The sequence below is a fragment of the Aestuariimicrobium sp. G57 genome (assembly GCF_050110855.1).
Taxonomy (GTDB): Bacteria; Actinomycetota; Actinomycetes; order Propionibacteriales; family Propionibacteriaceae; genus Aestuariimicrobium.
On record NZ_JBNINW010000005.1, the window covers coordinates 161,959 to 174,776 of the forward strand.

The following is a 12,818-nucleotide window of genomic DNA, read 5'->3' on the forward strand; positions in this document are numbered from 1 at the left end:
AGGAGGGGGAGACAGAGGGAAAGGGGTGGGCCGCGTCGGGGCGGTGGCCGCCCTCCCCCCCCCCCCCCCACCGCGCTGCCCTGCCCACCCCCGGTCTTCCCCGCACAGGTCGTCCCACCCAGAAAGTCGTCGATGAGCACCTCACTCGAAGAACGCGAAGCCCGCGGCACCAGGGCGCGCGCCACCTATTCCACGAGCCTGTGGGCCTGGGTGGTCAAGATCCTGCTGCTCGGCAGCGTGGCCGCCCTCTGCCTCACGGCCGCGTTGATCGCAGCCTCCAAGCAGTCGTGGCTGGTCATGGCGGCGTTCATCGCCATCGCCATCGTGGCGATGGTGGTCTACCTGCCGCCGAACCGGTTCCTGCCCGCGAAGTACCTGACACCGGGCCTGATCTTCCTGCTGGTGTTCACGGTCGGGGCCATGGCCTACACGATCTGGGTGGGCTTCACGAACTACGGCGACGGGCACAACAGCTCCAAGAAGGACGCGATCAACTCGATCATCCAGACCAACCAGGCGCGCGTGCCCGACACGCCGACGCTGCCCTCGACCGTGGTCGAGAAGGACGGTGCCCTCTGGCTCGCAGTCGTGGTCGACGAGGGCGGCACCAAGGTGGTGAAGGTCGGCAAGAACGACACCCCCGTCAGCACCGTGGACGGCGCCGAGCTGACCTCGCTGGGGGCGATCAGGGCCCTGCCCGGCTACCGTGTGCTGCCCTTCGCCGAGATCTCGCAGCGCTCCGCCGACGTGAGCGCCCTGCAGGTGCCGCTCACCGACAAGCCCGAGGACGGCTACTACCGCACCACCACCGGCTCGCAGGCGTTCGTCTACAACTCGACGATCACATACGACGCGGCCGCGGACACGTTCACCAACCCTGACGGGGTCGTCTACCGCGACAACGGCAACGGCAACTACGCCGCCGACGACGGCACGGTGATCGAGCCGGGCTGGCGAGTCGGCGTCGGGTTCGACAACTTCAAGTCGGCGTTCACCAACCCCGACATCCGCGGCCCGTTCATCTCGGTCACCGCATGGACGTTCGCGTTCGCCCTGCTGAGCGTCGCCACAACGTTCGTCCTTGGCCTTTTCCTGGCGATCGTGCTGAACGACCCGGGCATGGCGGGCCAGAAGGTCTACCGCACCCTGCTGATCCTGCCCTACGCGTTCCCCGCGTTCCTCTCGGCGCTGATCTTCGCAGGCCTGTTCAACCAGGAGTTCGGCTTCATCAACCAGGTGATCCTGGGTGGGGCCAACATCCCCTGGCTGCTCGACCCGTGGTGGGCCAAGGCCGCGCTGCTCATCACCAACCTGTGGTTGGGCTACCCGTACATGTTCCTGGTCGCCACCGGCGCGCTGCAGTCGATCCCCGAAGACATCCTCGAGGCTGCGAAGGTCGACGGCGCCTCGCCGTGGCGCACGTTCATGAGCATCAAGCTGCCACTGCTGATGGTGCCGCTGGCGCCGCTGCTGATCAGCTCGTTCGCCTTCAACTTCAACAACTTCACCCTCGTGTTCCTGCTCACCAAGGGCTGGCCGCAGTTCGAGGGCACATCGCTGAACGTCGGCCACACCGACATCCTCATCTCGATGGTCTACAAGCTGGCCGGCCTCGACGGCACCGCACGCCATGACTACGGTCTCGCGTCGGCCTTCTCGATCCTCATCTTCATCATCGTCGGTGTGGTCTCCTACCTCGGATTCCGCCAGACCAAGACCCTGGAGAACCTGAACTGATGAGCGCAGAACTGACCTCCACCGACTCCGGTGCCGCGCTGGCCACGACCGCCAGCGCCCTGCCACCTCGTCCCCGCATGTCGTTCGGACGCTGGGTCGCCGCCCGCGGCTGGCGCCACGTGATCGCCTGGGTGGCGATCGTGTTCGCGGCGTTCCCGCTGGTGTACGTGCTGTCGGCGTCGCTGAACCCGAACGGCAGCTTGACGGGCTCGAACACGCTGTTCACGACGTTCTCGCTCGACAACTACCGGCAGTTGCTCACCGACTCGCTGCGCCCCTATGGCCGCTGGTACCTCAACACCCTGTTCATCGCCGGCACCACGGCAGTCGGCACCGTGCTGCTCGGCGCAATGGCCGCCTATGCCTTCAGCCGCATGCGGTTCAAGGGGCGCCGGGTTGGTCTGATGAGCCTGCTGCTGATCCAGATGTTCCCGCAGCTGCTGATGGTGGTGGCCATCTTCCTGCTGCTTTCGCAGCTGGGCGACGTCATCCCGCAGCTGGGCATCGGCTCGGCGCTGGCGCTGATCATGGTCTACCTGGGTGGTGCGCTCGGCACGAACACCTACCTGATGTACGGCTTCTTCAACACGGTGCCGATGGCCCTCGACGAGGCCGCAAAGGTCGACGGGGCCAGCCATGCCCGCATCTTCTTCACCATCATCCTGCGGCTGGTCGCGCCCATCCTGGCGGTGGTGGGGCTGCTGAGCTTCGTCGGCACGTTCAACGAGTACGTGGTCGCGTCGGTGGTGCTGGGCAACGACCCGCGCCAGAACACCTTGGCGATCGGCCTGTACCAGTACGTCTCGACGGAGTTCAACAGCTACTGGCAGGTCTTCGCCGCGGGCGCGGTGCTGGCGTCGCTGCCGGTGCTGATCCTGTTCCTGTGGCTGCAGAAGTACATCGTCTCGGGCTTGACGGTGGGCGCGGTCAAGTAGCCGTGGACCACCTCGGCGAAACGTTCGTGGCTCGGGTCACGCTCAGGGTCAAGCCCGACGAGGTGCGCCCGGCCTTGGGCCATGACCTGCACGCACTGCTGCGAGCGCAGTGCCCCGTGCAGACGTTGCCGACCGAGCCCACGACCGGGCTGACTGTGCACGAGGCATGGTGGCGCATTCTTGCGGCTGATCAACTCGAAATGCTGCTGCAGGTGGGTGCCACGGTGCCCCAGACCCCTGCCCTGTTGGCTGAGTTCGTCCGGGTTGTGCTCGAGATCGCCGAGCACGTCGGCCAACCCGTCCCCGAGGCACTGCTCATCGACACCCCACCCCTGCTGGGCGGGTCGCCAAGCTCGCCACCGGACGCTACCGGCCTGCCCAGACTGGTCGCCGACCTCGCCATTGAAGACGTCGAACACGGCCACCCTTCCGCAGCCCTGTTCACCAGCCAGCAGGGCTTCGCCGAGGCCGTCCGGCCATGGGACTGCCTGGTGCTGCAGGACGAAGGGCCCAGCGTGATCGTCGACTGCGCCGCGGGGCCGGGAGCGCTTGCACACCTGGTGGCGACGTTCGCCGAGGGCATGGGTTCCGTGGGAGCTGCCAGGCTTCGGTGCCGGCTTTTCGCCACACCACCAGCAGGGGGTGACCTCGGCGCGGCTCGTCCCTCGTGAGCGCCTAGACTGTCCGGGTGCCCGACCTGCAAGACCCACTCAGCCTCACCGACGTCCACGTGCGGTTCGGCGACACGCAGGCCCTGGCGGGCCTCACCCTGCACGCCGCCGCCGGTCAGGTGACCGCGGTGCTGGGGCCGAACGGTGCGGGCAAGACCACGATGGTACGCTGCTGCACGGGGCTGGTGACGCCCGATTCCGGCACCATCAGCATCGTGGGCGCCGTGCCCGGCTCCCCCACCGCACAGGCCGAGGTCGGGGTGATGCCCCAGGCCGCCGGGGCCTGGAATGCGATCCGTGCCCGTGAGCTGCTCGTCCACCTCGGACGGCTGCACGCGAACCCCCACGACGCCGACGAGCTGTTGGCACTGCTGGGCATCGCGCACGTCGCGAAGACACCGTACCGGCGGCTGTCGGGCGGCCAGCAGCAGAGTCTCAACCTTGCCGCTGCCCTGATCGGCCGACCGCGGCTGGTCTTTCTGGACGAGCCCACCGCCGGCCTCGACCCGCACGTGCGCCAGAAGGTGTGGCAGGTCATCCGTGACCTGCGCGATGCCGGCGTCGCCGTGGTGCTCAGCACCCACCTGATGGACGAGGCCGAGGCCCTTGCCGACCAGGTCTGGATCATGAACGCCGGCCGCGTGACGGCGTCCGGAACCGTCGCCGAACTCACCCGCGAGGCGAGCCTCGAACAGGTGTTCCTCGCCACCACGACCCCCGGGGGCAAGTGATGATCGATCTGCGTCCGGCGCCGCAGGCGCGCCCCGCCGCCGCCCGCGTGCGCGCCCAGGGGCTGCTCGAGACCCGGTTGATGCTGCGCAACGGCGAACAACTGCTACTGGCACTGGTGATCCCCATCGTGGTGCTCGTCGGGGGCGAGATGTTCGCCACCCGCTTCAACCTGTCGCTGGACGCGCTGGTCGGTTCCGTGCTGGCCATGGCGGTGTGGTCGACGGCATTCACCTCGATCGCGATCGCCACCGGTTTCGACCGCAGGCAGGGTGTACTCGAGCGGCTCGCGGCCACCCCCCTCGGCCGGTCCGGGCTGGTGGGCGGCAAGGTGGTCGCCGTCGTGCTCGTCACCGCCCTGCAGTGGGTCGTGCTGCTGGTCGTGGCACTGGTGATCGGCTGGCGTCCCCACGTGTCGGCGCTCGCGACCATCGTGATGCTGGTCGGCGTGGTGCTGGCCGCCGCCGCGTTCACAGCGTTCGCGCTGGCGCTGGCCGGCACGCTGCGGGCCGAGGCGACGCTGGGGCTGGCGAACCTCGTCTACCTGGCGGGGCTGGTGCTCGGCATCGTCGTGCCGACACGTAGTTTGGGCGCGGCGGGCCAGGTCGTGGCATTGCTGCCGACCGGCGCGCTGGGCAATCTGTTGCGGGCGTGGTCGCAGGGCGGGGGCGTGACCTCGTCCATGGTGGTCGGTCCTGGCGTGCTGGCTGTCTGGGCGCTGGTGGGTGTGCTGCTGTCAAGAAAGGTGTTCAAGTGGACGTCGTGAAGCGCAGTTGGTGGGACCGGCTCACCGGCACCCGTGGTGCCCTGGTGGCGTGGACGACCGCGTCGCTGGTCGGCAACATCCTGATCATGGTCACCGGCGCATTCGTGCGCCTGACCGGGTCGGGACTCGGCTGCCCCACCTGGCCGCAATGCGATGCCGGCACCTACGTGCCCCACGGAGCGCTGGGCTACCACGGGATCATCGAGTTCGCGAACCGCACGCTCACGTTCGTCCTGGTCGTGCTGGCCCTGGGCGTGTTCATCACGGCAGTGCGCTCGGGCGCGGACGCCTTCACGAAGCGGTGGGCGTTCCTGGCGGGGCTCGGCATCCCGTTCCAGGCAGTCATCGGCGGCATCACGGTGCTGACCGACCTGAACCCCTATGTGGTGGCGCTGCACCTGCTGCTGTCGCTGGCACTGGTGGTGCTGCTGACCATCGTGCTGCTGCACGTGCGGGGGGTGCCGCGCACCCCCGTGCCGACGCTGACCAATGTGACCGCAAAGGCGGCATTCGTCTTCATGCTCATCGCCTGCTGGCTCGGCACCGTGGTCACCGGGTCGGGCCCGCATTCTGGTGGCGGCGGCGTCGCCCGCACCGGGCTCGACATCGAGTCGGTGGCCCGGGTGCATGCACTATCGGTGTGGGTCACCATCGCGCTCACCGTTGCCGTCGTGCTGCTGCTGTGGCGACGCCGCGCCACCGGGCTGCTGCGCTGGGCCCTGCTGCTGCTGGCAGTCGAGTTCGTGCAGGGTGGCATCGGTTATTACCAGTACTTCGCGGGCGTGCCGATGGTGCCGGTGCTGTTCCACCTGCTGTTCGCGGGTGTGGCAGTGTCGGCAGCCACGGCACTTGCCTATGTCACGACCAGCCGGGTGGTGTCAGTCTCGGATCAGCCGACGCCCTCGATCGCGGTCTCGAACAGCTGACGGGCGCCCTTGCCGAGCATCGCAGCAACGTCGCCGTCGTCCACGGCCATGGCCAGGTCGGCGGCCGCGAAGGCGGCTCCCAGCAGCACGTGCGAGTCGAATTCGTAGCCCTTGGGGCGGGGCGGGAACTTGCCCGGCCAACCGGTGCCGCACCAGTCGTCCAGGATCTCAGCGAAGTTCTCATACCCCGTGGCGGCCGAGCGGGTGAACACGGCAATCATGAGGGCTTCGCCGAGTTCTTTGGGTGGCAGTGGTTGCGGGTTGAGGGCGACGCGGCTGAAGGGCCCGACGTGCGGGTCGATCTTCTCCCAGAGTCGGGCGTCGTGCGAGGCGAGCAGGCGCCAGAAGGTGCGCTCGCTGGTGATGGTGTAGTTCATGGGGTTCCCCTTGTCGTGTGGTGGTTTCCGACACGGGGATGAGGTGCGCGGCGTCGGCGCTGATACGCGCTGTCGGCCGGGCTGGGTCAGAAGATCAGCGGATCGATCGCCGCGGCCAGGAAGACCAGCGCCAGGTAGCTGTTCGACCAGTGGAACAACCGCATCGGCTTCAGCGCCGCATCCCGCAGCCCGGCACGCGCACGGCGCAGCAGCTGGACGGCCTCCCACAGGAAGATGGCGCCGGTGACGGCGGCCACCAGCGGGTACAACCAGCCGGTCTGCGCCGCAGGCCACAGCGCCAGCGACGTCGCCACCGTGAGCACGCTGTAGACCAGGATGCGCGCGGCCACGCCCGGGGCGTCCATGACCACCGGCAGCATCGGCACCTTGGCGGCGGCATAGTCCTCGCGGTAGCGGAACGCCAGCGCCCACGTGTGCGGCGGCGTCCAGAAGAACACGATCAGGAACAGGATGATGGGCGGCCAGCCGATCGAGCCGGCGATGGCCGTCCAGCCGATCAGCGGCGGGAAGCAGCCGGCGATGCCACCCCACACGATGTTCTGCGAGGTGCGGCGCTTGAGCAGCATCGTGTAGATGAAGACATAGAACGCATTGGCCGCGAGCGCGAGCCCGGCAGAAAGCCAGTTGGCGCCGAAGCCGAGCACCAGCACCGAGGCGACCCCCAGGACGATGCCGAAGATGGTGGCGCGGGCGGGGCTGACCAGGTGCCGGGGCACCGGACGCCGGCGGGTGCGGCGCATGACCTCATCGATGTCGCGGTCGATGACGCAGTTGAAGACATTGGCGCTCGCGGCGGCGAACAGGCCGCCGAGCATGGTCCAGAGCGCGGTGAGCAGGGGCGGCACTCCCCCGGCCGCCAGGAACATCGCCGGGATCGTGGTGACCAGCAGCAACTCGATGATGCGGGGCTTGGTCAGTGCGACATATGCCTTGATGACATCTGCGAACGTGGCCTGCCGCGCCGGGGCCTCGGTGGTGAGGCGGTCGTCGAGCGCCTGGTGGGCGGCGCCGTGTGCGGGCAGGGGCGATGTCACAGAAATCCCTTATCAGACGGGGGGTGCGGTTGCCCCAGTGTACGACCTTTATACTGCTGGGCCCCAATCTGACCGGGACACGGCGCCGGGCCACCAGACGCCGGCGGGCGCCTGCGGCGTCCACGGGCGAGCACCCGCGCGGCCCGAGGTGCACGCCGACACCCTTCGGTGCACGGCGACACCCTCCTGCAGGTGTCAACGTGCACGCAGGGGTGTCAACGCGGACATAGGGTCGCCAGCAGATCCGCCCAACAACTAGCCAGCGGCACGTGACGCGTAATCATGTCACGCAGGTCGCTGGCTACTTGTTTCACAGATCAGGGAGGCCTTGTCACACCACGCCGCGTCCGAACATGCGCCGACGGGCGCCTGCGGCGTCCACGGACGAGCACCCGCGCGGCCCGAGGTGCACGCCGACACCCTTCGGTGCACGGCGACACCCTCCTGCAGGTGTCAACGTGCACGCAGGGGTGTCAACGCGGACATGGGGCGGCCACCACACCATCTGCCTGGTTCACCCATTGCTGAACCGCGCCACCGCCTCCAGCCATCCGCACTAGAGTGGAATCGAAGGTTGGTACCGCACCCGCCCGGCCAGGGCTGGGATGGATCGAAAAGGGAGAAACCATGACCGCAAACCCCAACACCGCCGCACTCAGCGACGCAGGTGTCTCCATCTGGCTCGACGACCTGTCCCGCGCCCGGCTCACGTCGGGCAACCTCGCCCAGCTCATCGATGAGCTCTCGGTGGTCGGCGTCACCACGAACCCCACCATCTTCGCCAATGCCCTGAGCAACGGCGCTGACTACGCCGACCAGCTGCGTGAGGTCGCCCCCCAGGGGCTTGACGCCGTCATCCGTGAGCTGACCTCCACCGACGTGCGCAACGCCTGCGACCTGTTCACCGAGATCTACAACGGCACCCAGGGTTACGACGGTCGCGTCTCGATCGAGGTTGACCCGCGCCTGGCCATGGACGAAGAGGCCACGGTGGCCCAGGCCGCCGAACTCCACGCCGCTGTCGGACGCCCCAACGTGCTCATCAAGATCCCGGCCACCAAGCCCGGGCTGGGTGCCATTCGCCGCACCATCGCCAAGGGCATCTCGGTCAACGTGACCCTGATCTTCTCGAACGACCGCTACGCCGAGGTGATCGATGCCTACCTGTCCGGGCTCGAGGACGCCGCGGCCGCCGGTATCGACCTGTCGACCATCCACTCGGTTGCCTCGGTCTTCGTGTCGCGCATCGACACCGAGATCGACAAGCGCCTCGATGCCATCGGCACCGACGAGGCCAAGGAGCTGCGTTCGCAGGTGGCCATCGCCAACACCCGCCTGGCCTACAAGCTGTACGCCGACCAGTTCGCCGTCGACCGCTTCAAGGCGCTCGAGGCCCAGGGTGCGCACCGCCAGCGTCCGCTGTGGGCGTCCACGGGTGTCAAGGACCCTGCGCTGCCCGACACCCGGTACGTGGTCGAGCTGGCCGTCGACGGCACCGTCAACACCATGCCCGAGAAGACGCTGCAGGCCGTGGCCGACCACGGTGAGATCAGCGGCGACCAGGTGACCGGCAACTATGAGCAGGCCGAGCAGGTCGTCGCCGCCGCCCAGCGGGTCGGCATCGACTTCGATGACGTGTTCGCCGTGCTCGAGGCCGAGGGTGTGAAGAAGTTCGAGGATTCCTGGAACGACCTGCTCGCCCAGACCCAGACCGAGCTCGACAAGCTCTGACCACCACCACACCAACCACCCCACCACCAGACGTCGGCGTCCCGGGCACCCTGTCCGGGACGCCCGCGCTTGTCCGGGCCCGCACCCCGCGGGTGAACCCCATCAGGAGACACTCCCTTGACCCGACCAGCCAGCTGGACCAACCCGCTGCGCGACCCCGCCGACTACCGCCTGCCCCGCATCGCCGGGCCTTCGGTGCTCGTGATCTTCGGCGTGACCGGCGACCTGTCGCGCAAGAAGCTGATGCCAGCCGTCTATGACCTCGCCAACCGCGGCCTGCTGCCCCCCGGCTTCGGCCTGGTGGGTTTCGCCCGCCGCGAATGGGCCGACCAGGACTTCGCCCAGCAGGTGCACGACTCGGTCAAGCAGCATGCGCGCACCGAGTTTCGTGAAGAGGTCTGGCAGCAGCTGCTCGAGGGCATCCGGTTCGTGCCGGGCCAGTTCGACGACGACGAGGCATTCCTGCGGCTCAAGGAAACCCTGCGCGAGCTCGACGAGACCCAGGGCACCGGCGGCAACCACGCCTTCTACCTGTCGATCCCCCCGTCGTCCTTCGACGCAGTCGTCACCCAGCTGAAGCGCCACGGCATGACCGAGAATCGCAATGGCCAGTGGAACCGCGTGGTCATCGAGAAGCCATTCGGCCACGACCTGGCTTCGGCCCAGCAGCTCGATGCCGTGGTCAGCTCGGTGTTCCCGCCCGAATCGGTGTTCCGCATCGACCACTACCTGGGCAAAGAGACCGTGCAGAATGTGCTGGCCTTCCGGTTCGCGAACCAGATGTTCGAGCCGATCTGGAACAACAACTATGTCAGCCACGTGCAGATCACGATGGCCGAGTCGATCGGCATCGGCGGGCGTGCGGGTTACTACGACGGCATCGGCGCGGCCCGCGATGTCATCCAGAACCACCTGCTGCAGCTGCTGGCCCTGACTGCGATGGAAGAGCCGAACAGCTTCGACGCTGCCCAGTTGCGCGTCGAGAAGCAGAAGGTGCTCGCGGCCACCCGTCCGCCCGCCGACCTGGACGCCGCCAGCGCGCGCGGCCAGTACCTGGCCGGCTGGCAGGGCGGCCAGCAAGTCAAGGGCTACCTCGACGAGGACGGCATCCCCGCCGATTCGACGACCGAGACCTATGCCGCGATCCGCGTCGACGTCGACAACCGCCGCTGGGCCGGGGTGCCGTTCTACCTGCGCGCCGCCAAGCGGATGCCGCGTCGGGTCACCGAGGTGGCGCTGGGCTTCAAGTCGGCACCGCACCTGCCCTTCAATGCCAGTGACACCACGGCCCTGGGCACGAACGCGCTGGTGCTGCGCATCCAGCCGGACGAGGGCATCACCATGCGTTTCGGCGCGAAGGTGCCCAGCACACAGATGGAGATCCGTGAGGTCTCGATGGACTTCGACTACGGCGGCTCGTTCACCGAGTCAAGTCCCGAGGCCTATGAACGACTCATCCTCGACGTGCTGCTCGGCGACCCGCCGCTGTTCCCGCAGCGCGAAGAGGTCGAACTGTCCTGGCAGATCCTGGACCCGTTCCTGGACCGCTGGGCCGAGCACGGTCGCCCCGAGGGCTACGCCCCGGGCACGTGGGGCCCGCAGTCCGCTGTCGACATGCTGGCACGTGACGGCCACACCTGGCGTCGTCCCTGAGGAGCTTGACTGATGATTCGCAACCTGACCAATACTGATTCCAGCTCGATCGTCTCGGCGCTCAGCAAGCTGCACGCCCAGGAGGGCCCCGCCACCGGCATGGTGCACACGCTCATCGTGGTGTGCAACGAACCGTTCCGCGAGCGCGCGCTGAACGCCGCACTCGATGCCGCCCGTGAGCACCCCTCGCGGGTGATCCTGGTGGTGCAGGGCTCGAACACGAGCGAATGCCTGTCGGCCGAGATCCGCGTCGGTGAGGGCGTGCCCGGCGACGTCGTGCTGCTCGACGTGCCGGCCAGCATGGACGCACACATCGACACGATCCTGCTGCCGCTGCTGCTGCCCGACTCACCGGTCATCGCCTGGTGGCCGGGCGAGAGCCCGCAGGACCCCGGCGACGACATCGTGGGACGCCTCGCGACCCGCCGCATCACCGACGCCGGCGGTGTCGACGACCCGCTGGCCGCCCTGGCGGTCCGGGCCCAGCACCACTCCCCCGGCGACACCGACCTGACCTGGACCCGGCTGACGTCATGGCGCGCCCTGCTCGCCACGGCGCTCGACCAGTACCACGGCAAGGTCACCGGCGCCGAGGTCTCGGCCGTCGCGCACAATGCCCCGGCCGAGCTGATGCGGTCGTGGTTGTCGTCCAGGCTGGGCATCGACGTCGCCCGCGTCGACACCGACGGGCCCGGCGTGACGGCCGTGCGGCTGCACACCCCCGACGGCGACGTCTCGCTCGAGCGTCCCAGCGGGTCGATCGCGGCCTACACGGTGCCCGGGCAGCCCACCCGCAGCGTGGCGCTCAACCGGCGCAGCATGAACGAGCTGATCGCCGAAGAACTGCGCCATTCGCAGCCCGACCTCGTTTTTGAGGACGCCGTGGGCGAATACCTGCGCCGCGCCGAGACGCATGGCGTGCGCACCACGATGCCGCGGGCACAGTTGAGCCCCGACGAGGTGCCCCTGGCCGCAGCCCATGAGAGGAGCCAGTCATGACCCGCACCAGCGCACCCCGGGTGCTGCGCTATGCGAATGCCGACGAGTTGGCCGAAGCGGTGGCGATGCAGCTGCTCGACCGCCTGGTCACGCAGCAGGCCTCGGGCGCGGTGCACCTGTGCCTGACCGGCGGGCGTATCGCCAACCGCATGTACGAGGCCCTGGCCACGCTGGCCGCCAACTCTGAGCTCGACTCATCCCGGTTGCATGTCTGGTGGGGTGACGAACGGTTCGTCGCGCTGACCGACCCCGACCGCAATGCCAGCCAGTCGATCGGCATCCTGGCCCGCACCATCACCCTCAACCCCGGCCAGACGCATGCCATGCCCGCCAAGGACGGCAGCGCCGACCCCGACGAAGCCGCGTTCAGCTATGCCCGTGAGCTCGGCGACACCGTGTTCGATGTCTGCCTGCTCGGCATGGGTGAGGACGGGCATGTGGCCTCGCTGTTCCCCGACCACCCCTCGTTCACCCAGCCGACCTCGGCGAGCGTGATCGGGGTGACCGACAGCCCCAAGCCGCCGCCGGAGCGGATGTCGCTGACGATGTCGGCCATCAACCGGTCGAAGGCCGTGTGGGTGCTCGTCAGCGGCGAGCCCAAGGCCGGGGCCGCCGCGCGGGCGATCCAGGGCGACCCGGCGCTGCCTGCATCGGCGGTGCAGGGACAGCAGGAGACCCTGTTCTTCCTCGACCAGGCCGCCGCGGGCCAGCTGCCCCGCTACAACTGCGCGCTGTAGTCGGCAACAAACAATGACGCCGGGCCCCGTTCATCGGGGCCCGGCGTCGTCGTTGCGTCAGACGTGTGTGTCCGGGATCAGTAAATGACCTCGCCCGCGGCGCGGCGGGTTCGCAGGTCGTACAGCGCCTCGGCCAGGATCTCGGCCGCCTCAGTCGCCGAACGACGTTCCTTCACATAGGCCAGGTGCGTCTTGTAGGGCACCGTCTTCGGCGGGGGCGGCGGGTTCTGCTGGTCCATGTTGGCGGGCAGGCCGCAGCGGGGGCAGTCCCAGGTCTCGGGCACCTGGGCCTCGGCCGAGAACGCCGGACGCGTCTCGTGATGGTTCGAACAGAAGTACGACACATGCAGGCGAGGGGCGCTGTCGCCGCGCTCGGCCTCTCCCATGGGTCCCGCACCGACACGACTTCCCCTGATGGCGCTGCCACCGACCACTTGTACTTCTCCTCTTGTGTGACGACGGACGACCAGGCGTCCGCCGCGTTCTGCAAATGCCAGGCCCA

The 12,818-nt window shown here is 68.4% G+C and carries 13 protein-coding genes; 10 read left to right on the top strand and 3 right to left on the bottom strand.

Annotation, left to right across the window (positions count from 1 at the left end):
• Nucleotides 1-132: 132 nt before the first annotated feature.
• The 6 genes from ACQCX5_RS12445 (at nt 133) to ACQCX5_RS12470 (ending at nt 5,764) form a co-directional block, all read left to right on the top strand.
• Complete coding sequence (locus ACQCX5_RS12445) at nt 133-1,737, top strand: ABC transporter permease subunit (protein ID WP_434542348.1); 1,605 nt, start codon at nt 133-135, stop codon at nt 1,735-1,737.
• A gap of 77 nt (nt 1,738-1,814) precedes the next feature.
• Complete coding sequence (locus tag ACQCX5_RS12450; protein ID WP_434542420.1) at nt 1,815-2,672, top strand: sugar ABC transporter permease; 858 nt, start codon at nt 1,815-1,817, stop codon at nt 2,670-2,672.
• A gap of 2 nt (nt 2,673-2,674) precedes the next feature.
• Nucleotides 2,675-3,343: a hypothetical protein gene (locus tag ACQCX5_RS12455; protein ID WP_434542349.1), complete on the top strand. Its 669-nt coding sequence runs from the start codon at nt 2,675-2,677 to the stop codon at nt 3,341-3,343.
• A gap of 17 nt (nt 3,344-3,360) precedes the next feature.
• The gene (locus ACQCX5_RS12460; RefSeq protein ID WP_434542350.1) at nt 3,361-4,074 is read left to right on the top strand and encodes an ABC transporter ATP-binding protein; all 714 of its coding nucleotides are present in this window, start codon (nt 3,361-3,363) and stop codon (nt 4,072-4,074) included.
• On the top strand, nt 4,074-4,838 hold the full coding sequence (locus ACQCX5_RS12465; protein WP_434542351.1) for an ABC transporter permease: 765 nt from the start codon (nt 4,074-4,076) through the stop codon (nt 4,836-4,838). Before ACQCX5_RS12460 ends, ACQCX5_RS12465 begins: the two co-directional genes overlap by 1 nt.
• Nucleotides 4,826-5,764, top strand: coding sequence for a COX15/CtaA family protein (locus ACQCX5_RS12470; protein WP_434542352.1), 939 nt, complete (start codon nt 4,826-4,828; stop codon nt 5,762-5,764). The genes ACQCX5_RS12465 and ACQCX5_RS12470 overlap by 13 nt, the downstream gene beginning before the upstream one ends.
• Here the strand turns inward: ACQCX5_RS12470 and ACQCX5_RS12475 are convergent.
• Together ACQCX5_RS12475 and ACQCX5_RS12480 are read right to left on the bottom strand one after the other, a co-directional pair.
• A complete protein-coding gene (locus tag ACQCX5_RS12475; RefSeq protein ID WP_434542353.1) occupies nt 5,728-6,141 on the bottom strand; it encodes a hypothetical protein in 414 nt (137 codons plus the stop codon). The genes ACQCX5_RS12470 and ACQCX5_RS12475 overlap by 37 nt on opposite strands.
• Nucleotides 6,142-6,227: 86 nt before the next feature.
• Nucleotides 6,228-7,196, bottom strand: a complete 969-nt coding sequence (locus tag ACQCX5_RS12480; protein WP_434542354.1) for a heme o synthase — start codon at nt 7,194-7,196, stop codon at nt 6,228-6,230.
• A gap of 627 nt (nt 7,197-7,823) precedes the next feature.
• Here ACQCX5_RS12480 and tal point away from each other — a divergent pair.
• The 4 genes from tal (at nt 7,824) to pgl (ending at nt 12,316) form a co-directional block, all read left to right on the top strand.
• The gene (tal, locus tag ACQCX5_RS12485; RefSeq protein WP_434542355.1) at nt 7,824-8,927 is read left to right on the top strand and encodes a transaldolase; all 1,104 of its coding nucleotides are present in this window, start codon (nt 7,824-7,826) and stop codon (nt 8,925-8,927) included.
• A gap of 117 nt (nt 8,928-9,044) precedes the next feature.
• Entirely contained in the window at nt 9,045-10,580 is a 1,536-nt protein-coding gene (zwf, locus tag ACQCX5_RS12490) for a glucose-6-phosphate dehydrogenase (RefSeq protein ID WP_434542356.1), read from the top strand.
• A gap of 12 nt (nt 10,581-10,592) precedes the next feature.
• Entirely contained in the window at nt 10,593-11,579 is a 987-nt protein-coding gene (locus tag ACQCX5_RS12495) for a glucose-6-phosphate dehydrogenase assembly protein OpcA (protein WP_434542357.1), read from the top strand.
• Nucleotides 11,576-12,316 carry a 6-phosphogluconolactonase gene (pgl, locus tag ACQCX5_RS12500; protein ID WP_434542358.1) on the top strand — a complete coding sequence of 247 codons (741 nt, stop codon included), beginning with the start codon at nt 11,576-11,578 and terminating at the stop codon, nt 12,314-12,316. The genes ACQCX5_RS12495 and pgl overlap by 4 nt, the downstream gene beginning before the upstream one ends.
• A 77-nt stretch (nt 12,317-12,393) precedes the next feature.
• Here pgl and ACQCX5_RS12505 read toward each other — a convergent pair whose 3' ends face one another.
• Nucleotides 12,394-12,750, bottom strand: coding sequence for an RNA polymerase-binding protein RbpA (locus ACQCX5_RS12505; protein WP_434542359.1), 357 nt, complete (start codon nt 12,748-12,750; stop codon nt 12,394-12,396).
• Nucleotides 12,751-12,818 lie beyond the last annotated feature (68 nt).

Coding starts and splice junctions, on each gene's coding strand:
- ACQCX5_RS12445 (WP_434542348.1), top strand. CDS start 133: ATGAGCACCTCACTCGAAGAACGCGAAGCCCGCGGCACCAGGGCGCGC.
- ACQCX5_RS12450 (WP_434542420.1), top strand. CDS start 1,815: ATGTCGTTCGGACGCTGGGTCGCCGCCCGCGGCTGGCGCCACGTGATC.
- ACQCX5_RS12465 (WP_434542351.1), top strand. CDS start 4,074: ATGATCGATCTGCGTCCGGCGCCGCAGGCGCGCCCCGCCGCCGCCCGC.
- ACQCX5_RS12475 (WP_434542353.1), bottom strand. CDS start 6,141: ATGAACTACACCATCACCAGCGAGCGCACCTTCTGGCGCCTGCTCGCC.
- tal (WP_434542355.1), top strand. CDS start 7,824: ATGACCGCAAACCCCAACACCGCCGCACTCAGCGACGCAGGTGTCTCC.
- ACQCX5_RS12495 (WP_434542357.1), top strand. CDS start 10,593: ATGATTCGCAACCTGACCAATACTGATTCCAGCTCGATCGTCTCGGCG.
- pgl (WP_434542358.1), top strand. CDS start 11,576: ATGACCCGCACCAGCGCACCCCGGGTGCTGCGCTATGCGAATGCCGAC.